Source organism: Polynucleobacter sp. CS-Odin-A6, assembly GCF_018882095.1.
Taxonomy (GTDB): domain Bacteria; phylum Pseudomonadota; class Gammaproteobacteria; order Burkholderiales; family Burkholderiaceae; genus Polynucleobacter.
On record NZ_JACVPD010000005.1, the window covers coordinates 59,028 to 75,118 of the forward strand.

The 16,091-nt window shown below is 46.4% G+C and carries 16 protein-coding genes; all 16 read right to left on the reverse strand.

The annotated features are described in order from the left end of the window. Window positions 1–8 precede the first annotated feature (8 nt). The 16 genes from ICN15_RS10620 to nuoE all read right to left on the reverse strand — a co-directional run bounded on the left by ICN15_RS10620 (window position 9) and on the right by nuoE (window position 16,077). Entirely contained in the window at window positions 9–677 is a 669-nt protein-coding gene (locus tag ICN15_RS10620) for an amino acid ABC transporter permease (protein WP_216202718.1), read from the reverse strand. Then, on the reverse strand, window positions 674–1,405 hold the full coding sequence (locus ICN15_RS10625; protein ID WP_216202719.1) for an amino acid ABC transporter ATP-binding protein: 732 nt from the start codon (window positions 1,403–1,405) through the stop codon (window positions 674–676). The genes ICN15_RS10620 and ICN15_RS10625 overlap by 4 nt, the downstream gene beginning before the upstream one ends. A 34-nt stretch (window positions 1,406–1,439) precedes the next feature. Then, complete coding sequence (locus tag ICN15_RS10630) at window positions 1,440–2,093, reverse strand: amino acid ABC transporter permease (protein WP_216202720.1); 654 nt, start codon at window positions 2,091–2,093, stop codon at window positions 1,440–1,442. Window positions 2,094–2,149: 56 nt separating this feature from the next. Next, window positions 2,150–2,902: a transporter substrate-binding domain-containing protein gene (locus tag ICN15_RS10635; protein WP_216202721.1), complete on the reverse strand. Its 753-nt coding sequence runs from the start codon at window positions 2,900–2,902 to the stop codon at window positions 2,150–2,152. 82 nt (window positions 2,903–2,984) lie between these two features. Continuing rightward, the gene (locus ICN15_RS10640) at window positions 2,985–3,524 is read right to left on the reverse strand and encodes a DUF1178 family protein (RefSeq protein WP_216202722.1); all 540 of its coding nucleotides are present in this window, start codon (window positions 3,522–3,524) and stop codon (window positions 2,985–2,987) included. Between the two features lie 59 nt (window positions 3,525–3,583). Beyond that, window positions 3,584–4,183 carry an NUDIX domain-containing protein gene (locus ICN15_RS10645; protein ID WP_216202723.1) on the reverse strand — a complete coding sequence of 200 codons (600 nt, stop codon included), beginning with the start codon at window positions 4,181–4,183 and terminating at the stop codon, window positions 3,584–3,586. A gap of 119 nt (window positions 4,184–4,302) precedes the next feature. Continuing rightward, window positions 4,303–5,808: an NADH-quinone oxidoreductase subunit NuoN gene (gene nuoN, locus ICN15_RS10650; protein WP_216202724.1), complete on the reverse strand. Its 1,506-nt coding sequence runs from the start codon at window positions 5,806–5,808 to the stop codon at window positions 4,303–4,305. Window positions 5,809–5,818: 10 nt separating this feature from the next. Further along, the gene (locus tag ICN15_RS10655; protein ID WP_216202725.1) at window positions 5,819–7,285 is read right to left on the reverse strand and encodes an NADH-quinone oxidoreductase subunit M; all 1,467 of its coding nucleotides are present in this window, start codon (window positions 7,283–7,285) and stop codon (window positions 5,819–5,821) included. Window positions 7,286–7,309: 24 nt separating this feature from the next. Continuing rightward, the gene (nuoL, locus tag ICN15_RS10660) at window positions 7,310–9,367 is read right to left on the reverse strand and encodes an NADH-quinone oxidoreductase subunit L (protein ID WP_216202726.1); all 2,058 of its coding nucleotides are present in this window, start codon (window positions 9,365–9,367) and stop codon (window positions 7,310–7,312) included. A 2-nt stretch (window positions 9,368–9,369) separates the two neighbouring features. Then, window positions 9,370–9,678, reverse strand: coding sequence for an NADH-quinone oxidoreductase subunit NuoK (gene nuoK, locus ICN15_RS10665; protein ID WP_216198571.1), 309 nt, complete (start codon window positions 9,676–9,678; stop codon window positions 9,370–9,372). Then, entirely contained in the window at window positions 9,675–10,322 is a 648-nt protein-coding gene (locus tag ICN15_RS10670; RefSeq protein ID WP_216202727.1) for an NADH-quinone oxidoreductase subunit J, read from the reverse strand. Before ICN15_RS10670 ends, nuoK begins: the two co-directional genes overlap by 4 nt. 21 nt (window positions 10,323–10,343) lie before the next feature. After that, complete coding sequence (gene nuoI / locus ICN15_RS10675; RefSeq protein WP_216202728.1) at window positions 10,344–10,835, reverse strand: NADH-quinone oxidoreductase subunit NuoI; 492 nt, start codon at window positions 10,833–10,835, stop codon at window positions 10,344–10,346. An 11-nt stretch (window positions 10,836–10,846) separates the two neighbouring features. Then, window positions 10,847–11,920, reverse strand: a complete 1,074-nt coding sequence (gene nuoH / locus ICN15_RS10680) for an NADH-quinone oxidoreductase subunit NuoH (protein ID WP_216202729.1) — start codon at window positions 11,918–11,920, stop codon at window positions 10,847–10,849. 8 nt (window positions 11,921–11,928) lie between these two features. Next, window positions 11,929–14,244 carry an NADH-quinone oxidoreductase subunit NuoG gene (gene nuoG / locus ICN15_RS10685; RefSeq protein ID WP_216202730.1) on the reverse strand — a complete coding sequence of 772 codons (2,316 nt, stop codon included), beginning with the start codon at window positions 14,242–14,244 and terminating at the stop codon, window positions 11,929–11,931. A gap of 31 nt (window positions 14,245–14,275) precedes the next feature. After that, on the reverse strand, window positions 14,276–15,574 hold the full coding sequence (gene nuoF, locus ICN15_RS10690) for an NADH-quinone oxidoreductase subunit NuoF (RefSeq protein ID WP_216202731.1): 1,299 nt from the start codon (window positions 15,572–15,574) through the stop codon (window positions 14,276–14,278). Beyond that, the gene (gene nuoE, locus ICN15_RS10695) at window positions 15,571–16,077 is read right to left on the reverse strand and encodes an NADH-quinone oxidoreductase subunit NuoE (RefSeq protein WP_216202732.1); all 507 of its coding nucleotides are present in this window, start codon (window positions 16,075–16,077) and stop codon (window positions 15,571–15,573) included. Before nuoE ends, nuoF begins: the two co-directional genes overlap by 4 nt. Window positions 16,078–16,091: the final 14 nt, after the last annotated feature.

The window sequence follows — 16,091 nt, forward strand, 5'->3', positions numbered from 1 at the left end:
ACTGCAATTTAAGCAGGAATACAGCAACGCCTTTCAATAGCGCGCGCCAACAAGACAATCAGAGATACCAAGACTAGATAAACCAAAGCAGCAAAAAAATAGGCCTTGAAGAATTGAAAGTTGGTTGCGGCTAATTCCTGTACACGAGCAAAGAACTCGGTGTACTGAATTAAGAAAGCAACTGAACTATCTTTCAGGTTAGCAATGACTTGATTTGTCAGCGCAGGAATAGAGAGACGTATCACCTGCGGTAAAGTAATCAGCTGAAAAATTTGCAAAGGATTAAACCCTTGTGCACTCGCTGCCTCCAGCTGGCTTTTATCAAGGCCATTGAAAGCAGTCTTCAGATAAGCGGCATTGTAAGCGGCCACATTAAATGTAAAGCCAATAAAGGCAACAGTAAATGGTGACAGTCGTACACCCCACTGCGGTAGTCCGTAATACATCAAGAACAACAAGACGATTAATGGCATTCCGATAAAGAAGGAGATATAAGCGTTAATCGCACTACGCACATACTGATTTTTACTCAGCGTTAGGTAGAAAATCACAATGCCTAGCAACAGCCCAGAAACGCTAATCAAACCTGCTAACTGCAAGGTCTGTACTAGCCCAGTCAAAATCAAGGGCATCTGCTCCGTGAGATCGCGAATAAACGAGGACCATCCTCCCATCATCGCTTTTCCTCAGCGCCAAAGAAAGCTTGAATTTCCGGATCAGGGTGTTGACTTAATACCTCAATTCGATCATCTGCCCGAATCACACCACGATCTAAGAACATCACCGTATCAGCAATATTTCGAGCCAGATTTAGGTCATGCGTGACACAGATCATCGTAATGCCTTCGCCATGCAAACGATTGATGAGGTCCGCTACATCTCGAGACATGACGGGATCAAGTGCTGAGGTGGGCTCATCTAAAACCAATACCGCGGGATCCATTGCCAATGCACGGGCAATAGCTACCCGCTGTTTCTGACCTCCCGAGAGCTGTGAGGGATATTTATCTTGGTGTGACGTCATCTCAAAGTGGGACAACTCAAACAAGGCTTTTTCCTTAGCTTCCGCTTTGCCCATCTTGTGTAGCTTTCGTAAACCTAGGGACACATTATCCAAAACACTGAGGTGGCTATACAAAGCAAATTGCTGAAATACAAAACCAATTTGCTTGCGTAACTCCCTGACATCGACACTGGGATCCAACACTTCTTTACCTCTAAACACAATGGATCCCGAGGTAGGCTCGACTAGACGATTGAGGCAGCGTAATAAGGTCGATTTTCCTGAACCCGATGCGCCCATGAGTACACGGACATCACCCTCCTGCAAATCCAGATTAATGTTGGACAAGACAGCTTGCCCATCGAACTCTTTCACAAGATCTCGTACTTGAATTAATGCCACTGCATTACCTTATTCAAAAATGGGGTGCTGGTGTTCATGCTGGAGTCATTCCTGGAATTTGGAATCGCTGAGTCAGAATTTGTACACCTAGTAAACAAATTCGATAAATTAGAAAATATAGAATGCCTACTGCTAAGTAAACCTCGATACCGCGCAGGGTAGTAGAGGTCAGTGTCATCGCTTGCTTAGTAATCTCAGGAATGCCAACGGTGTAAGCGAATGGGGAATACTTCAGCACTGAGGTGAACTCGTTGACCATGCCTGGTACCGAGAAGCGGAGCATTTGCGGTAATTCAATAAACCTCAGTACCTGAATCCGCGTCATGCCCATCGCTTGAGCGGCAACGACTTCGGCTGGATCGACTGAATTAAAAGCACCCCGAAAGACTTCAGCTAAATAAGCGGAGGCAACTAAGCCTAAACTGAGCGCCATTGCTATAAGTGGAGGCACCTTAAAGCCGACCCCTGGCAAGCCAAAATACACCATGAAGAGCAAGACTAGTACAGGCACACCACGAAATATATAGGTGTAGCAATCAATCAGCGTGGTCAGCCAGGCAATATTGAGGCGCCGCAAACTAGATAAGGTCAGGCCGACTGCCAGACCTGTGAGCGAACAAACTAGGGTCACCAACACCGTATAAGAAATACCCTGAGCTAGCTGGGCAAGAATATCCAGAAAAGTCACAGGGCGGGGCTTTGACTACGGGTTGAGGTTGTTTCAGTTCTTAAAGCTTGCTGAGCTTATTTCATCCACTTATCCAGAATGGCTTTGATTTTTTCTGGGCCAAGTTCATTGAGATATTTATCAAAGTCATCGCGCAGTTTAGAGCCCTTAGCAAAAGCGAAGCCTAGCTGGTCGAAGTCTTTAAATACATAACTGCTTTGAATCGGCAGTTTCAATTTATTTTCATAATTGAGGAATACTGGCTCTTCAATAAAAGCTAAATCTAAATTACCATTTTGAAGATCGGTAATCACTTCAGCATAGGAAGGATAGAGTTTCACTTTACTTATGGAGTAGTAGCCTTTAGGCTCCAGTTCATTCTTAATCAGATCATCGTAAGCCATGCCACGAGGATAACCAATCGAATACTTTTTGAGTACGCTCAAATCGGTGATCTGAATATTCTTATCCTTCATGCTCACTAAATGCCAGGCATTGTCATAGTAAGGCTGAGAAAAATCCATCACCTCTTTACGTTTATCCGTAATCGAGATTCCCGAGAATGCAACATCAGCCTGCCCGCTCGATACGGCGCCTAACATGCCAGCCCAGTCATACGGCGTCACCTTTAAAGTACAACCGCGAGACTGACAATAGCCCTGAAAAATATCCATATCCGCACCTATGATCTGACCTTTATCGTCAAACAACATGGGTGGAGAGGCAGGAGAAACAGCAACCTTGATTTCTTTTGTACCTGAGGACTTGGAGCAAGCCACCATGGTGAGCGCTAGAACAGCAGTAAACAATGCTAGAAATAAGCGTTTCATGGGTATTTCTCCTATTCTGTTAAATTGACTTTACCCGGACTCTGGGTTCAAGCCAAGTATAGGGGAATTAGTCTATAGCTGACTACTGCAGGGTGTTTTTGAAGGCAGGAAGCATGGGCATAGCCATGACCTCAATGCCCTCCTCACGTAGGGCTTCAGCTTCATCTAAGGTAGTTTGCCCCCGGATACTGCGCTCAGGGGATTCTTTGTAATGAATCTTTCGGGCTTCCTCGGCAAAAGAATTACCCACATCTTCAGAGCGCCCCATCAGCTCACGCATCCCCTTAAGAAAGGCGGCTTGAACTTGGGCCACTAATTGAGAGTGGTCTCCATTAGTCATAGCAATAACATCGCCGCTGACTCCGCCATTGACACTGTCGCTCAGACTACTGTGATCGGTTGCTGTAGCATGCCCAACAGTAAGCTCAGTTGATGTGCTCACCTCTTTAATAGAGCCTGATCTCCCAATATGAGGGGCAGATGGCATCCTGGCAATCTCAGTGCTGTCGCAAATGGGGCAAGCCAACATTCCCTTGTCTTGTTGCGCAAGGCAATCCTCTTCTGAGGCAAACCACCCCTCAAAGCGATGATCTAGCGGGCAAGCGAGGTTATAAACTTTCATAAGACCTATATCGGGGCAAAAGTACTAAATTCAATAGCACTATTCTATAGGATGGGGTGCTAAGGGATCAGTGTGGGGCTAATTAAGCCCTTCCGATATCGATCTAGCCAGTAAGCGGCAATGGTAGTTTTGACATCGGTAATCTCACCCTGCTCCACCCAATCCAACAGCTGCTCCAGTGGCGCAGCAAAGACGTCTAAAAACTCTTCCTCGTCCAAGTGGCTTTTGCCGGAGACTAAGCCCTCAGCCAAGTAGATATCAATAAACTCTGTTGAATAGGAGATTACTGGATGGATACGGCGGATAAAGCTCCACTTCTGCGCTGTATAGCCAGTCTCTTCTGCTAGTTCCCGTTTTGCACATAAAAGGTGATCCTCTTTCGGATCCAGCTTCCCAGCAGGAATCTCCAAACAGGCCTTGGCAATGGGATAACGATACTGACGCTCTAATAGCACCCTTCCATCATCCAAGATCGCCAGAATGGCGACTGCGCCAGGATGAGTGAGATATTCCCGAATAGCCTGATTGCCATCGGGCAAACTGACTTGATCCCGCTTCATGTTCAGAAAGATGCCGCCATAGATATCCTCTCCAGAAAGGCGTTCTTCTCTCAAGTGAGCATCCCCCAGCGGAAGGTCTTTAAATGATTTTTCAGTCATGCTATTGCTTTCATATATTCAATCCCTATCTTACAAAACTTGGATGACCGAAAGTAAAAAGGCTCCTAATTCGGAGCCCTTCGTCACCACCTACTGCATTCGCTTACTTACTAACTCAGTTATGAACCCAATAAAGTGCGACGCATCGCATCTAGACAAACCGTCATCAGGCCCGCAGGAAAGATTCCCAATGCGAGGACAAAAACCGCATTCAGACTCAACAAGCCACGCGCAAATCCTGATCCAGAAATCTCCAACACAGGCTTCTCTTTAGGATCATCAAAGTACATCACCTTGACGACTCTCAGGTAATAGAAGGCGCCAATAAGTGAGGCGAGAACGGCAATCACAGCCAAGAAAGTGTGCTCACCATCCACCAAGGCTTCTAATACGCCAAGCTTGGCGGCAAAGCCTACCGTTGGCGGAATACCGGCCAATGAGAACATCATCACTAGGCCAATAAAAGCAAACCAAGGATGGGTCTTATTTAACCCCTTCAGGTCATCAATCGTTTCGCAATCATGGCCTTTGTGTGACAGCAACATCAAGAGACCGAAGCTGCCTAAAGTAGTCAAGACATAAGTGATTGCATAAAACAGAGAGGCACTAAAGGCATGATCATCAAACACTGACAACATGCCTAGTAGTACAAAACCCATTTGTGCAATAGCCGAGTATGCCAACATGCGCTTCATATTCGTTTGCGCAATTGCCGTCAGGTTTCCAACTACTAGTGATAGGACTGCCAACAAGACCAGCATCGGTTGCCAATCACCCATTAGTGGCAAGAGAGTATTTACCAATAAGCGGAATAACAATGCAAAGGCTGCCAGCTTAGGCGCAGCTGCAATCATCAAAGTCACTGCTGTTGGCGCACCTTGATAAACATCTGGTACCCACATGTGAAAAGGTACTACGCCTAACTTAAAGGCCAAGCCAGAAACAATGAATACCAGACCAAAAGCCATTACCAGATGGTTGACTCGTGGATCTGCAACTGTAGTGAAGATTTCAATTAAATCGAGTGAGCCGGTGACACCGTACAACATCGACATACCGTAGAGTAAAAATCCCGATGCCAGAGCGCCCAGAATGAAATACTTAATTGCCGCTTCTACACTCTTTTCATTGCTATGACGCATAGCTACTAAAGCATAGGTTGGCAGAGCCATCAACTCCAGACCAAGATAGAGGGTCAGCAGATTAGCGCCGGAAATTAATACGCATTGACCCAGTAAGGCGAGCAAAACCAAGACAATGAAGTCAGGGCGGAAAATGGCTCGATCGACGAGGTATTTTTTTGAATATACCAAGCTCACCAACACGGCACCGCAAGAACAGGCTTTTAATAAATTAGAGAGTGGATCCGTCTGAAACAAGCCATTCATTGCAACCGCTGATACATCCCCCATACGACCCAGAAAGGCGACGATTAGATACGCTAACAAAATAAGGGAGAAGAAATATACAAAGCCAACCCCACGCGGGGTGTGGAAAATATCCTGCTCCACTCCTGGGGTAGCTGGCTGACGCTCAGGCACATAAACGCTGGCCACCAATAACAAACAGGTGACAACGAGTAAAACAAGTTCCGGCAGGATGGCGTATAGGTCGAATGCTTGCATTAGCGTTTACTCAGAGTTTGCTGACAGCAACATGCTGCAACAGATTAATCACGGAGGGATGAATGATGTCAGTAAAGGGCTTTGGATACACCCCCATACCAATTACACAGATAGACAATACCGCCATCATGAAATACTCGCGACCATTCAGATCTTTTAATGCCTCGACATGCTCATTCGTGATGGCACCAAAAAATACCCGCTTCACCATCCATAATGAATAGGCAGCACTCAGAATCAAAGCGGTAGCAGCTAACAAGCCAATGACGAAATCGTAATCTACCGCAGCCAAAATCACCATGAATTCACCAACAAATCCAGAGGTAGCTGGTAGGCCGCAGTTCGCCATCGCCATTAATACTGCAAAGGCAGTAAAGGCTGGCATCCGATGCACCACGCCGCCGTAGTCCGCAATTTGACGGGTATGCATGCGGCCATACAACACACCAATCGAAAGGAACATCGCGCCAGCTACAAAGCCATGGGAGATCATCTGCACAATGCCACCCTCAATGCCCAGCGGGCTAAAGAGGAAGAAGCCTAAGGTCACAAAACCCATGTGCGCAACTGATGAATAGGCCACCAGCTTCTTCATATCTTTCTGCACCAAGGCCACGGCACCCACATAAATCACGGCTACCAAAGACAAGAAGATCACAAATGGGCCAAGATATTGGCTTGCATCTGGAGCAATCGGCAGCGAGAAGCGTAAGAAACCATAGGCACCCAGCTTCAACATGATGGCAGCCAAGACTACTGAGCCACCTGTTGGGGCTTCAACGTGAACATCTGGCAACCAAGTATGTAAAGGCCACATCGGAACCTTCACTGCAAATGCCATGAAGAAGGCAAAGAACAGGAGGATTTGTTCAACGATATCCAAACGGGCATTGTGCCAAGCCAGAATATCAAAGGTATTGGTCACGTTGTACAGGTACAGCATCGCGATCAAGGTAAGCAAGGAACCCATCAATGTGTACAAGAAAAACTTGAATGCTGCGTAGATTCGGTTATGTCCACCCCAAACACCAATGATGATGTACATCGGGATTAAAGTCGCCTCGAAGAATACATAGAACAGTAATGCATCCAGCGAAGCAAATACGCCAATCATCAATCCGGAAAGGATCATGAACGAAGCCATATATTGGGATACCTTGGTAGTAATCGACTCCCAAGAGGCAATCACCACAAAAATATTAATAAATGCAGTTAAGACAATAAACCAAACAGAAATACCATCCACGCCGAGGGAGTAATTAATGTCATAACGAGGTATCCAGCTAATCTTTTCTACAAACTGCATGCCCGGATTAGCAACATCAAAATCTATTACTAATGGCAAAGTGGCAATGAAGCCGAGTACTGCTCCAACCAGTGCCAGCCAACGCACTCCAGCAGAAGGCTTTTCTGAGCCGTAGAACAAAATAATGATGCCGAAAAAAATCGGGATCCAGATGGCGAATGAGAGAATCATAATGGCTACTTAAGTAACAAAGGCCTAGCGAACAAAAGGCAGGTAAGCGTATAAAACCCAAGCCAGCAATACCGCTAAGCCAGCAATCATTGCGAAAGCATAGTGGTAGAGATAACCGGATTGCAAATGACGAATGACACCAGCAAAGCGCCCGACCGAGAAGGCGCTACCATTAACAATAAATCCGTCGATAATTTTTTGATCGCCACGATGCCATAAAATACCGCCGATCCACAGCAAGCCTTTAGCAAATATTGCTTGATTGAAATCATCTAGGTAGTATTTATGATCCAGCAGCTTTTTGACCGGAGCCAATGCTTGCGAAACCACGCTCGGCAACTTCGGAGCCCAAAGGTAGCCAATCGCAGCTGTAAGCACGCCCAATACGACCAAGAGCAATACTGGGGAAGTGAATGCATGGATGGCCATAGCAATGGGTCCATGGAACTCATCTTCAAGCTCTTTCATCACTGGATGACGAGCGATATCAATAAAGATGGAATCCCCAAAGAAAGTGCCGAACAACAAAGGGGTAATAGTGTAGAAACCAATGATGACCGAAGGAATTGCTAACAAAATTAATGGCAATGTAACCACCAAGGGAGATTCATGTGGCTTTTGACCAGGTGCTAAGCCATGATGCGCATGGTCATCGCCCTGCTCTGCATGGTCACCATGCTCGTGCGCATGTGCATCAGCATGACCCCAACGCGACTTACCGTGAAATACATAAAAATATAGACGGAAAGAATATAAGGCGGTCACAAAGACGCTGGTCATAACAGCAAAATAAGCAAATCCGGATCCTGGGATATGACTAGCAGCTACCGCTTCAATAATCGAATCTTTTGAATAGAAGCCTGAGAAAAATGGCGTACCGATTAATGACAAACTACCCAGCAACATCATGAGACAAGTGATTGGCATGTACTTCCAAAGACCACCCATCTTGCGCATGTCTTGCTCATGATGCATACCCAAAATCACACTACCCGCCCCAAGGAACAGGAGCGCTTTAAAGAATGCATGCGTCATCAGGTGAAAGATGGCTACTGGATAAGCTGAAACCCCCAAAGCAATCGTCATAAAGCCCAACTGAGACAGAGTGGAATAAGCAATAACCCGTTTGATATCCGTTTGAACCAGGCCCAGGAAACCCATGAAGAGTGCAGTGATGGAGCCAATAATCAAGATAAAGCTCAAGGCCGCCTCTGATAACTCAAATAGAGGGGACATGCGTGACACCATAAAGATGCCCGCAGTAACCATGGTCGCTGCGTGAATCAACGCAGAAATAGGAGTCGGACCTTCCATCGAGTCTGGTAGCCAGACATGTAAAGGGAATTGGGCTGACTTACCCATCGCCCCGATGAATAAACAGATACAAACCACTGTCAATAAATTCCAGCTAGTACCTGGTAATGTTTGCGCTGCTAATGCCGTGTTCTGCGAAAAGATCACGTCATAGTTCATGGAGCCAGTGCTAGCCAGCAATAGACCAATGCCGAGGATGAAGCCAAAGTCACCCACTCGGTTTACTAAGAAGGCCTTCATGTTGGCAAACACAGCGGACTGACGTTCATAGTAGAAGCCAATCAATAAATAAGAAACAACCCCGACCGCCTCCCAGCCAAAGAACAGTTGCAAGAGGTTATTACTCATGACCAGCATTAACATCGCAAAGGTAAAGAGTGAGATATAGGAGAAGAAGCGGTTATATCCCTCTTCACCCTGCATATAGCCAATGGTATAGATATGCACCATCAAGGACACAAAGGTCACGACACACATCATGGTTGCTGTCAGCGGGTCGATTAAAAAACCGATATCCAAGTTGAGCTCACCCAACTCCATCCAGCGGTAAACCGTACCGTTGAAATAGAAACCATCCATGACTTGAACTAATACAAAACACGACAGCACAAAAGCGATCATCACACCCAAGATAGTGACGAACTGGCAAGGGCCATTACCAATGCGATTACCACCCAATTTAGTCCCAAAAAATCCGGCAATGATTGAGCCAAATAGTGGCGCCAATGGAATGGTGCAGAGGACGGGAAGAGTTAAGGTCAATTGCATGACTAGCCTTTTAGGTGGTCAAGGTCTTCAGCATTAATGGTGTCCACCTTGCGGAAGAGCACAACCAAAATTGCCAAACCGATTGCTGCCTCAGCAGCAGCCACAGTCAAAATAAAGAATACAAATACTTGACCAGCCATGTCACCCAAATAATGGGAGAAGGCGACAAAGTTCATGTTTACCGAAAGAAGCATTAACTCAATGGCCATCAAGAGTACGATGACATTTTTACGATTCAAGAAAATACCAACTACGCTAGTAGCAAATAAAATGGCGCCTAGCACTAAGTAGTGAGCCAAAGTAATCGTCATGACTTCTCCCCGCGACTATCCTGCTTTGCAGCCCTATCGGAATCCATTTTCACGATGCGCATCCGATCTGCAGAATTGACATTGACTTGCTGATGAATATTTTGGGATTTAGAATCTTTGCGATTACGCAGAGTCAAGGCTACAGCAGCAATGATGGCTACCAATAGGATGACACCAGCAATCTCGAAGGCATACACATAATCTACGAAAATCAACATCCCCAAAGCGTGAGTATTGCTAGTGGCCGCCTCCTCGAGCATTGGCTGGACTGGCGCATTGGTTCCAATAAAGCTGCGGATCAGGACAATCGATAACTCTAAAACAATGACAGTACCCATTAAAAAAGCTACTGGTAAGAATTTTTTATAATCGCGACGCAAATTTTCAATATCAAGATCTAACATCATGACCACAAACAAGAACAGCACCATCACTGCACCAACATAGACGAGGATCAAGGCCAGACTGAGGAACTCTGCCTTGAGGAGCATCCACAAGCCAGATGCGCAAAAAAAGGCGAGCACTAAAAACAGAGCAGCATGCACTGGGTTGCGAGCGGTCACTACGCGCAGAGCAGAAATCACCAGCAAACCTGCGAAGGCGTAAAAGAATACGGCAAACAGAGTAGTTGGATTAAGTGTCATATATATTTGCGCTCTGTTCGCTTAACGATAAGGTGCATCCGCTGTGCGGCTAGCAGCAATCTCTTTTTCATACTTATCACCTACGGCTAACAGCATGTCTTTTGTGAAGTACAAATCACCACGCTTATCGCCAAAATATTCAAAAATATTGGTTTCAACAATCGCGTCTACAGGACAAGCCTCTTCACAGAAGCCACAGAAAATACACTTCGTTAAATCAATGTCGTAGCGGCTAGTACGGCGCGTACCATCATCCCGCTCAGCGGTTTCAATAGTAATGGCGTATGCCGGACAAACTGCTTCGCATAATTTGCAACCAATGCAACGCTCTTCCCCGTTCTCATAACGACGCAATGCATGCAAACCACGGAATCGGGCAGACTGGGGCGTCTTCTCCTCTGGATACTGAATAGTAATTTTTGGCTTAAAGAGATAGCGGCCGGTAATCGACATGCCGACCAGAATGTCTTTTAGCATCAAGCTATCGAGGAATTGGGAAATTTTCTTAAACATGATTGATCGCCTTATTTCCAGATATTCCATGGGGATACTACCCATGCGCCAACAACCACTACCCAGAAAACTGAGATGGGGATAAAAATCTTCCAGCCCAAACGCATGATCTGGTCGTAGCGATAACGTGGCAAGGTGGCACGTAGCCAGATGACACAGGACAAGAGGAGGAACGTTTTAGCAAATAACCAGAAGAAGCCTGGGATATCGCGCAAGATTGGCAAATCAACGATTGGCAACCAACCGCCCAAGAAGATAGTAGAAGCTAAGGCAGCGATCAAAATCATATTGGCATACTCTGCCAGAAAGAACATTGCAAAGGCCATACCAGAATACTCAACCATATGACCAGCAACAATCTCTGACTCCCCTTCCACTACGTCAAATGGATGACGATTGGTTTCAGCAACACCAGAGATAAAGTAAATGATGAACATGGGGAGCAATGGCAACCAGTTCCACGACAGGAAGTTCAAACCCATATTGGCAAAGTAGCCCTGCTCTTGAGAAATCACAATCGCACTCAGGTTTAATGAGCCAGAAGTCAATAACACCGTGACCAATGCAAAACCCATTGCAATTTCATAAGAAATCATTTGAGCGGAGGCACGCATCGCGCCAAGGAACGGGTACTTGGAGTTAGATGACCAACCCGCCAAGATGACGCCATAAACCCCAATAGAAGAGATTGCCATGACATAGAGCAAGCCAGCATTAACATCAGCTAACACCAGTTTGGCCTGGAAAGGAATGACAGCCCAGGCAGCAAAAGCAGGCATGATCACCATCACCGGCGCAATGAAATACAGCACCTTGCTTGCTTGAGTTGGAGAAATGATCTCCTTCATGAGCAACTTCAATGCATCTGCAATGGGCTGCAACAAACCTAATGGGCCAACACGATTAGGGCCAAGCCGGATGTGCATCCAACCAATGAGTTTGCGCTCCCAAAGAGTCATATAAGCTACGGCAGCAAACATCGGCAATACGATAACTACGATACGCACCAAAGCCCAAACCAGCGGCCATAGAGATCCGAAGATAGCCTCACCTTGAGTAGTAACGAGGTTCAAGAAATGATCCATCTTGGCGCCTATACCTTGCTAACCGAAACAGGACCGAACATCGACCCTAATTGAGCGCTAGCCATGGTTCCTGCAGAAATTCGAATGACGCCCTGAGCTAAATTGACTTCCAATGTTGCCTGCAAATCTACGAACCGACTGCCTTGAGTCACTTGCACAGCATCACCCTCTTTCAAGCCCAACTCATTAAAGAGCGCTTGACCAACACCAGCCTGATTACTGCGCTTCGCATCTCGCGTTAACTGCAAAGCAGATGAGCGGCGCACAATTTGGTCACCAGCATAAATGCCTACGTCCGATAGACGCTCTAGTCCGCTTAATGGAGCTAATTTGCCATGAGTCAATGCGCTTGCAGTCGATTGATTGCTTAAATGAGCGCAGTAATTATCACTCAGCGCTTCGCCCAGTACTTCTTCAGGCATATTGAAATGAAAGCCATCTAAATTTAATAGGCCACCCAGTACACGCAGCACTTTCCATGCGGGACGTGAATCACCTAAAGGTTTCACAGCGGGCTGAATAGTTTGAACGCGTCCTTCTGCATTCACAAATGTAGATACAGTTTCTGTAAAAGGGGTGATTGGCAGAATGACATCGGCTACCTCTAGGATATCTGCGCTCTTAAAAGCGCTTAAGGCAATCACCGTATTGGCTTTAGCTAAGGCAGCACGCGCCTGCTCTGGATTAGGCAAATCAGCATCGGGCTCAATATTCATTAAAAGCACCGCACGGCGGTCACCCGACAGGACTGATTCAACACCAGCACCATTCGCTTTTACCAAGCTCGCACCGACTGCATTTCCGCCAACCGGTAAGAATCCTAAGGTAGCGCCTGTTTGCTCAGCAATAAACTGCGCTAATACATGTATGTCAGACGCTTGGGGATGGGCAATAGCAGCTGAGCCCAACAATACGGATCTTGTGGTGCCAGACAGCAAACTATCAGCTATCTGTTGGGCGGTAATAGAAACCGGCACAGCAGCTAAACCTGCGGGAGTAGAAGCAGATTTCGCCTTCGCCACAGCAATGGCAACTTCACTTAATGCATTCAACCATGCGCTAGGTCTAGCTGCAATTCCAACGCTAGGAATGAGCCAATCATCACCACCCGCGTCAATCCGTAAAACTTGTAAACCCTTTTTAGCACCCTCACGTAAGCGAACGGCAACTAAGGGCTGATCCTTGCGTAAGAAACTACCAATCACTAAAACGCGATCAAGCGTACTTAATGTAGTAATGGGCATACCCAACCAAGGGGCAGATGCAGCCCCACTAACATCAGTTTGACCCAATCGAGTTTCAATCTGATTAGATCCTAAGTCCCGAACCAGTTTTTGCAGCAGATACAACTCTTCAGTGCTAGAGATAGGATGGGCTAAAGCACCAATCGCTTCTGAGCCACTTTCAGCAGAAATCGTTTTGAGTGAATGGGCGACGTAATTCATCGCAGATTCCCAATCAGTCTCAAGCCATTGACCGCCCTGCTTCACCATCGGAGTCGTCACACGGTCTGCGCTATTAATACCTTCATAAGCAAAACGATCACGGTCACTAATCCAGCACTCATTGATTGCTTCATTTTCTAAAGCCACTACGCGCATCACTTTATTGGCTTTAGTTTGAACGGTGGTATTTGATCCCAAACTGTCGTGCGGACTGACGGAACGCTTACGACCTAATTCCCAGGTACGGGCAGCGTAGCGGAATGGCTTGCTCGTTAATGCACCGACTGGACAGATATCAATCATATTGCCTGATAGTTCGGAATCAATCGTCTGACCAGTGAAGGTCGTGATTTCAGAATGCTCACCACGATTGACCATACCCAACTCCATCACTCCAGCCACCTCTTGGCCGAAGCGCACGCAACGGGTGCAGTGAATACAGCGGGACATCTCCTGCATAGAGATTAATGGGCCTACATTTTTATGGAACACAACACGCTTGTCTTCTTCATAGCGTGAATTGGATTTACCGTAACCTACTGCTAAATCTTGTAACTGGCACTCACCACCTTGATCACAAATAGGGCAATCTAAAGGATGGTTGATGAGAAGAAACTCCATTACTGAACGCTGTGCTTCAACTGCTTTAGCTGAGTGTGTAAATACCTTCATGCCTTGGGTCGCTGGTGTGGCACAAGCTGGCAATGGTTTAGGCGCTTTCTCAACTTCTACCAAACACATGCGGCAGTTAGCAGCGATGGATAATTTCTTGTGATAGCAAAAGTGGGGAATATAAGTACCCAGCTTGTTCGCGGCGTGCATCACCATCGAACCTTGCGGAACTTCTACTACCTTGCCATCTAATTCGATTTCAACCATGCTCACTGTAAGGTGTCCCGTGCTCAATATCTCATAAAGGTTTAGCAGAATCTAAGCAGCGCTTATGTTCTACGTGATAAACAAATTCATCCATGTAATGTTTCAACATGCCACGAACTGGCATAGCAGCGGCATCACCCAAAGCGCAAATCGTGCGACCCTGAATATTAGCTGCTACATCGTTTAATAAATCTAAATCTTCTGGACGTCCTTGGCCATGCTCAATCCGATGAACAATGCGCCACAACCAGCCTGTACCCTCACGGCATGGAGTGCATTGACCACAGGATTCCTCATGATAAAAATAGGACAAACGCTCCAGTGCACGAACCATGCAACGAGTTTCATTCATGACGATGACTGCACCGGATCCCAGCATTGAACCTGCTTTCGCAATGCTGTCGTAATCCATCGTGAGGTCCATCATCTGCGCACCAGGAATAACAGGGGCCGATGAACCGCCAGGAATAACTGCTTTCAATGGAATGCCATCGCGCATGCCGCCAGCCAATTTGAGTAAATCCGCAAATGGAGTGCCCAATGGAACCTCATAATTGCCAGGATAAGTCACGTCACCAGAAACAGAAAAAATCTTCGTACCGCCATTATTTGGCTTGCCCAACTCTAAATACGCAGGTCCACCAATTGCCATAATGAATGGGACGGCAGCGAAGGTTTCAGTATTGTTAATAGTGGTTGGCTTGCCGTATAAACCAAAGCTCGCTGGGAATGGTGGCTTGAAGCGAGGTTGACCCTTCTTGCCTTCAAGCGATTCTAAGAGTGCGGTTTCTTCACCACAAATATAAGCACCCCAACCTGGCGAAGCATGCAATTGAAAATTGAATTCGCTTCCCAAAATCTTGTTACCGAGATATCCAGCAGCACGTGCCTCTTCAAGAGCTTCTTCGAAACGTGCGTAAACTTCCCAGATTTCGCCATGGATATAGTTATAACCCGTTGCGATACCCATAGTGTAGGCGCCAATGATCATGCCCTCAATCAAAGCGTGTGGGTTGTAGCGCATGATGTCGCGGTCTTTAAATGTCCCTGGCTCACCTTCGTCGCTATTGCAGACTAAATACTTTTGACCAGGGAACTGACGAGGCATAAAGCTCCATTTCAATCCCGTTGGAAAACCTGCGCCTCCACGGCCACGTAATGACGATGCTTTTAATTCAGCAATGATGGCGTCTGGCGCAACCTGGTCATTCAAGATACGACGCAGCTGCTGATAACCGCCACGACTTTCATAATCCTTTAAACGCCAGTTCTCGCCATTCAAGCCGGCAAGAATCAAAGGTTTAATGTGTCTATCGTGCAAGCTGGTCATGCTGCTTTTCCCTCTGCACGCAACTCATTTAATAGAGCATCAATCTTTTCTTTGCTCATCAAGCTACACATGCGCTTGTCATTAATCAGCATGACTGGTGAATCACCACACGCACCCATGCACTCCCCCTCTTTTAAGGTAAAGGTGCCACAAGGTGTTGTTTCGTTATACCCAATGCCTAAGGTTTCCTTTAGATGAGTAGCCGCGGTTTCACCATGCGTTAATTGACAAGGCAGATTAGTACAAATCACCAACTTGTATTTACCAATTGGCTTCGTGTTGTACATGTTGTAGAAAGTAGCTACTTCATCAACAGCAATCGTCGGCATTTCTAATATTTGTGCAACTGTGGCAATCACCTCAGGAGAAACCCAACCTAGCTCAGTTTGGGCTGCAATGAGAGCAGCCATCACAGCAGACTGCTTTTGCTCTGGAGGATATTTAGCGACATTACGTGCTATGTCAGCGAGCGTTTTGTCTGATAGTTGAAGAGTAGTTGTCATAAATTTATTCTTGG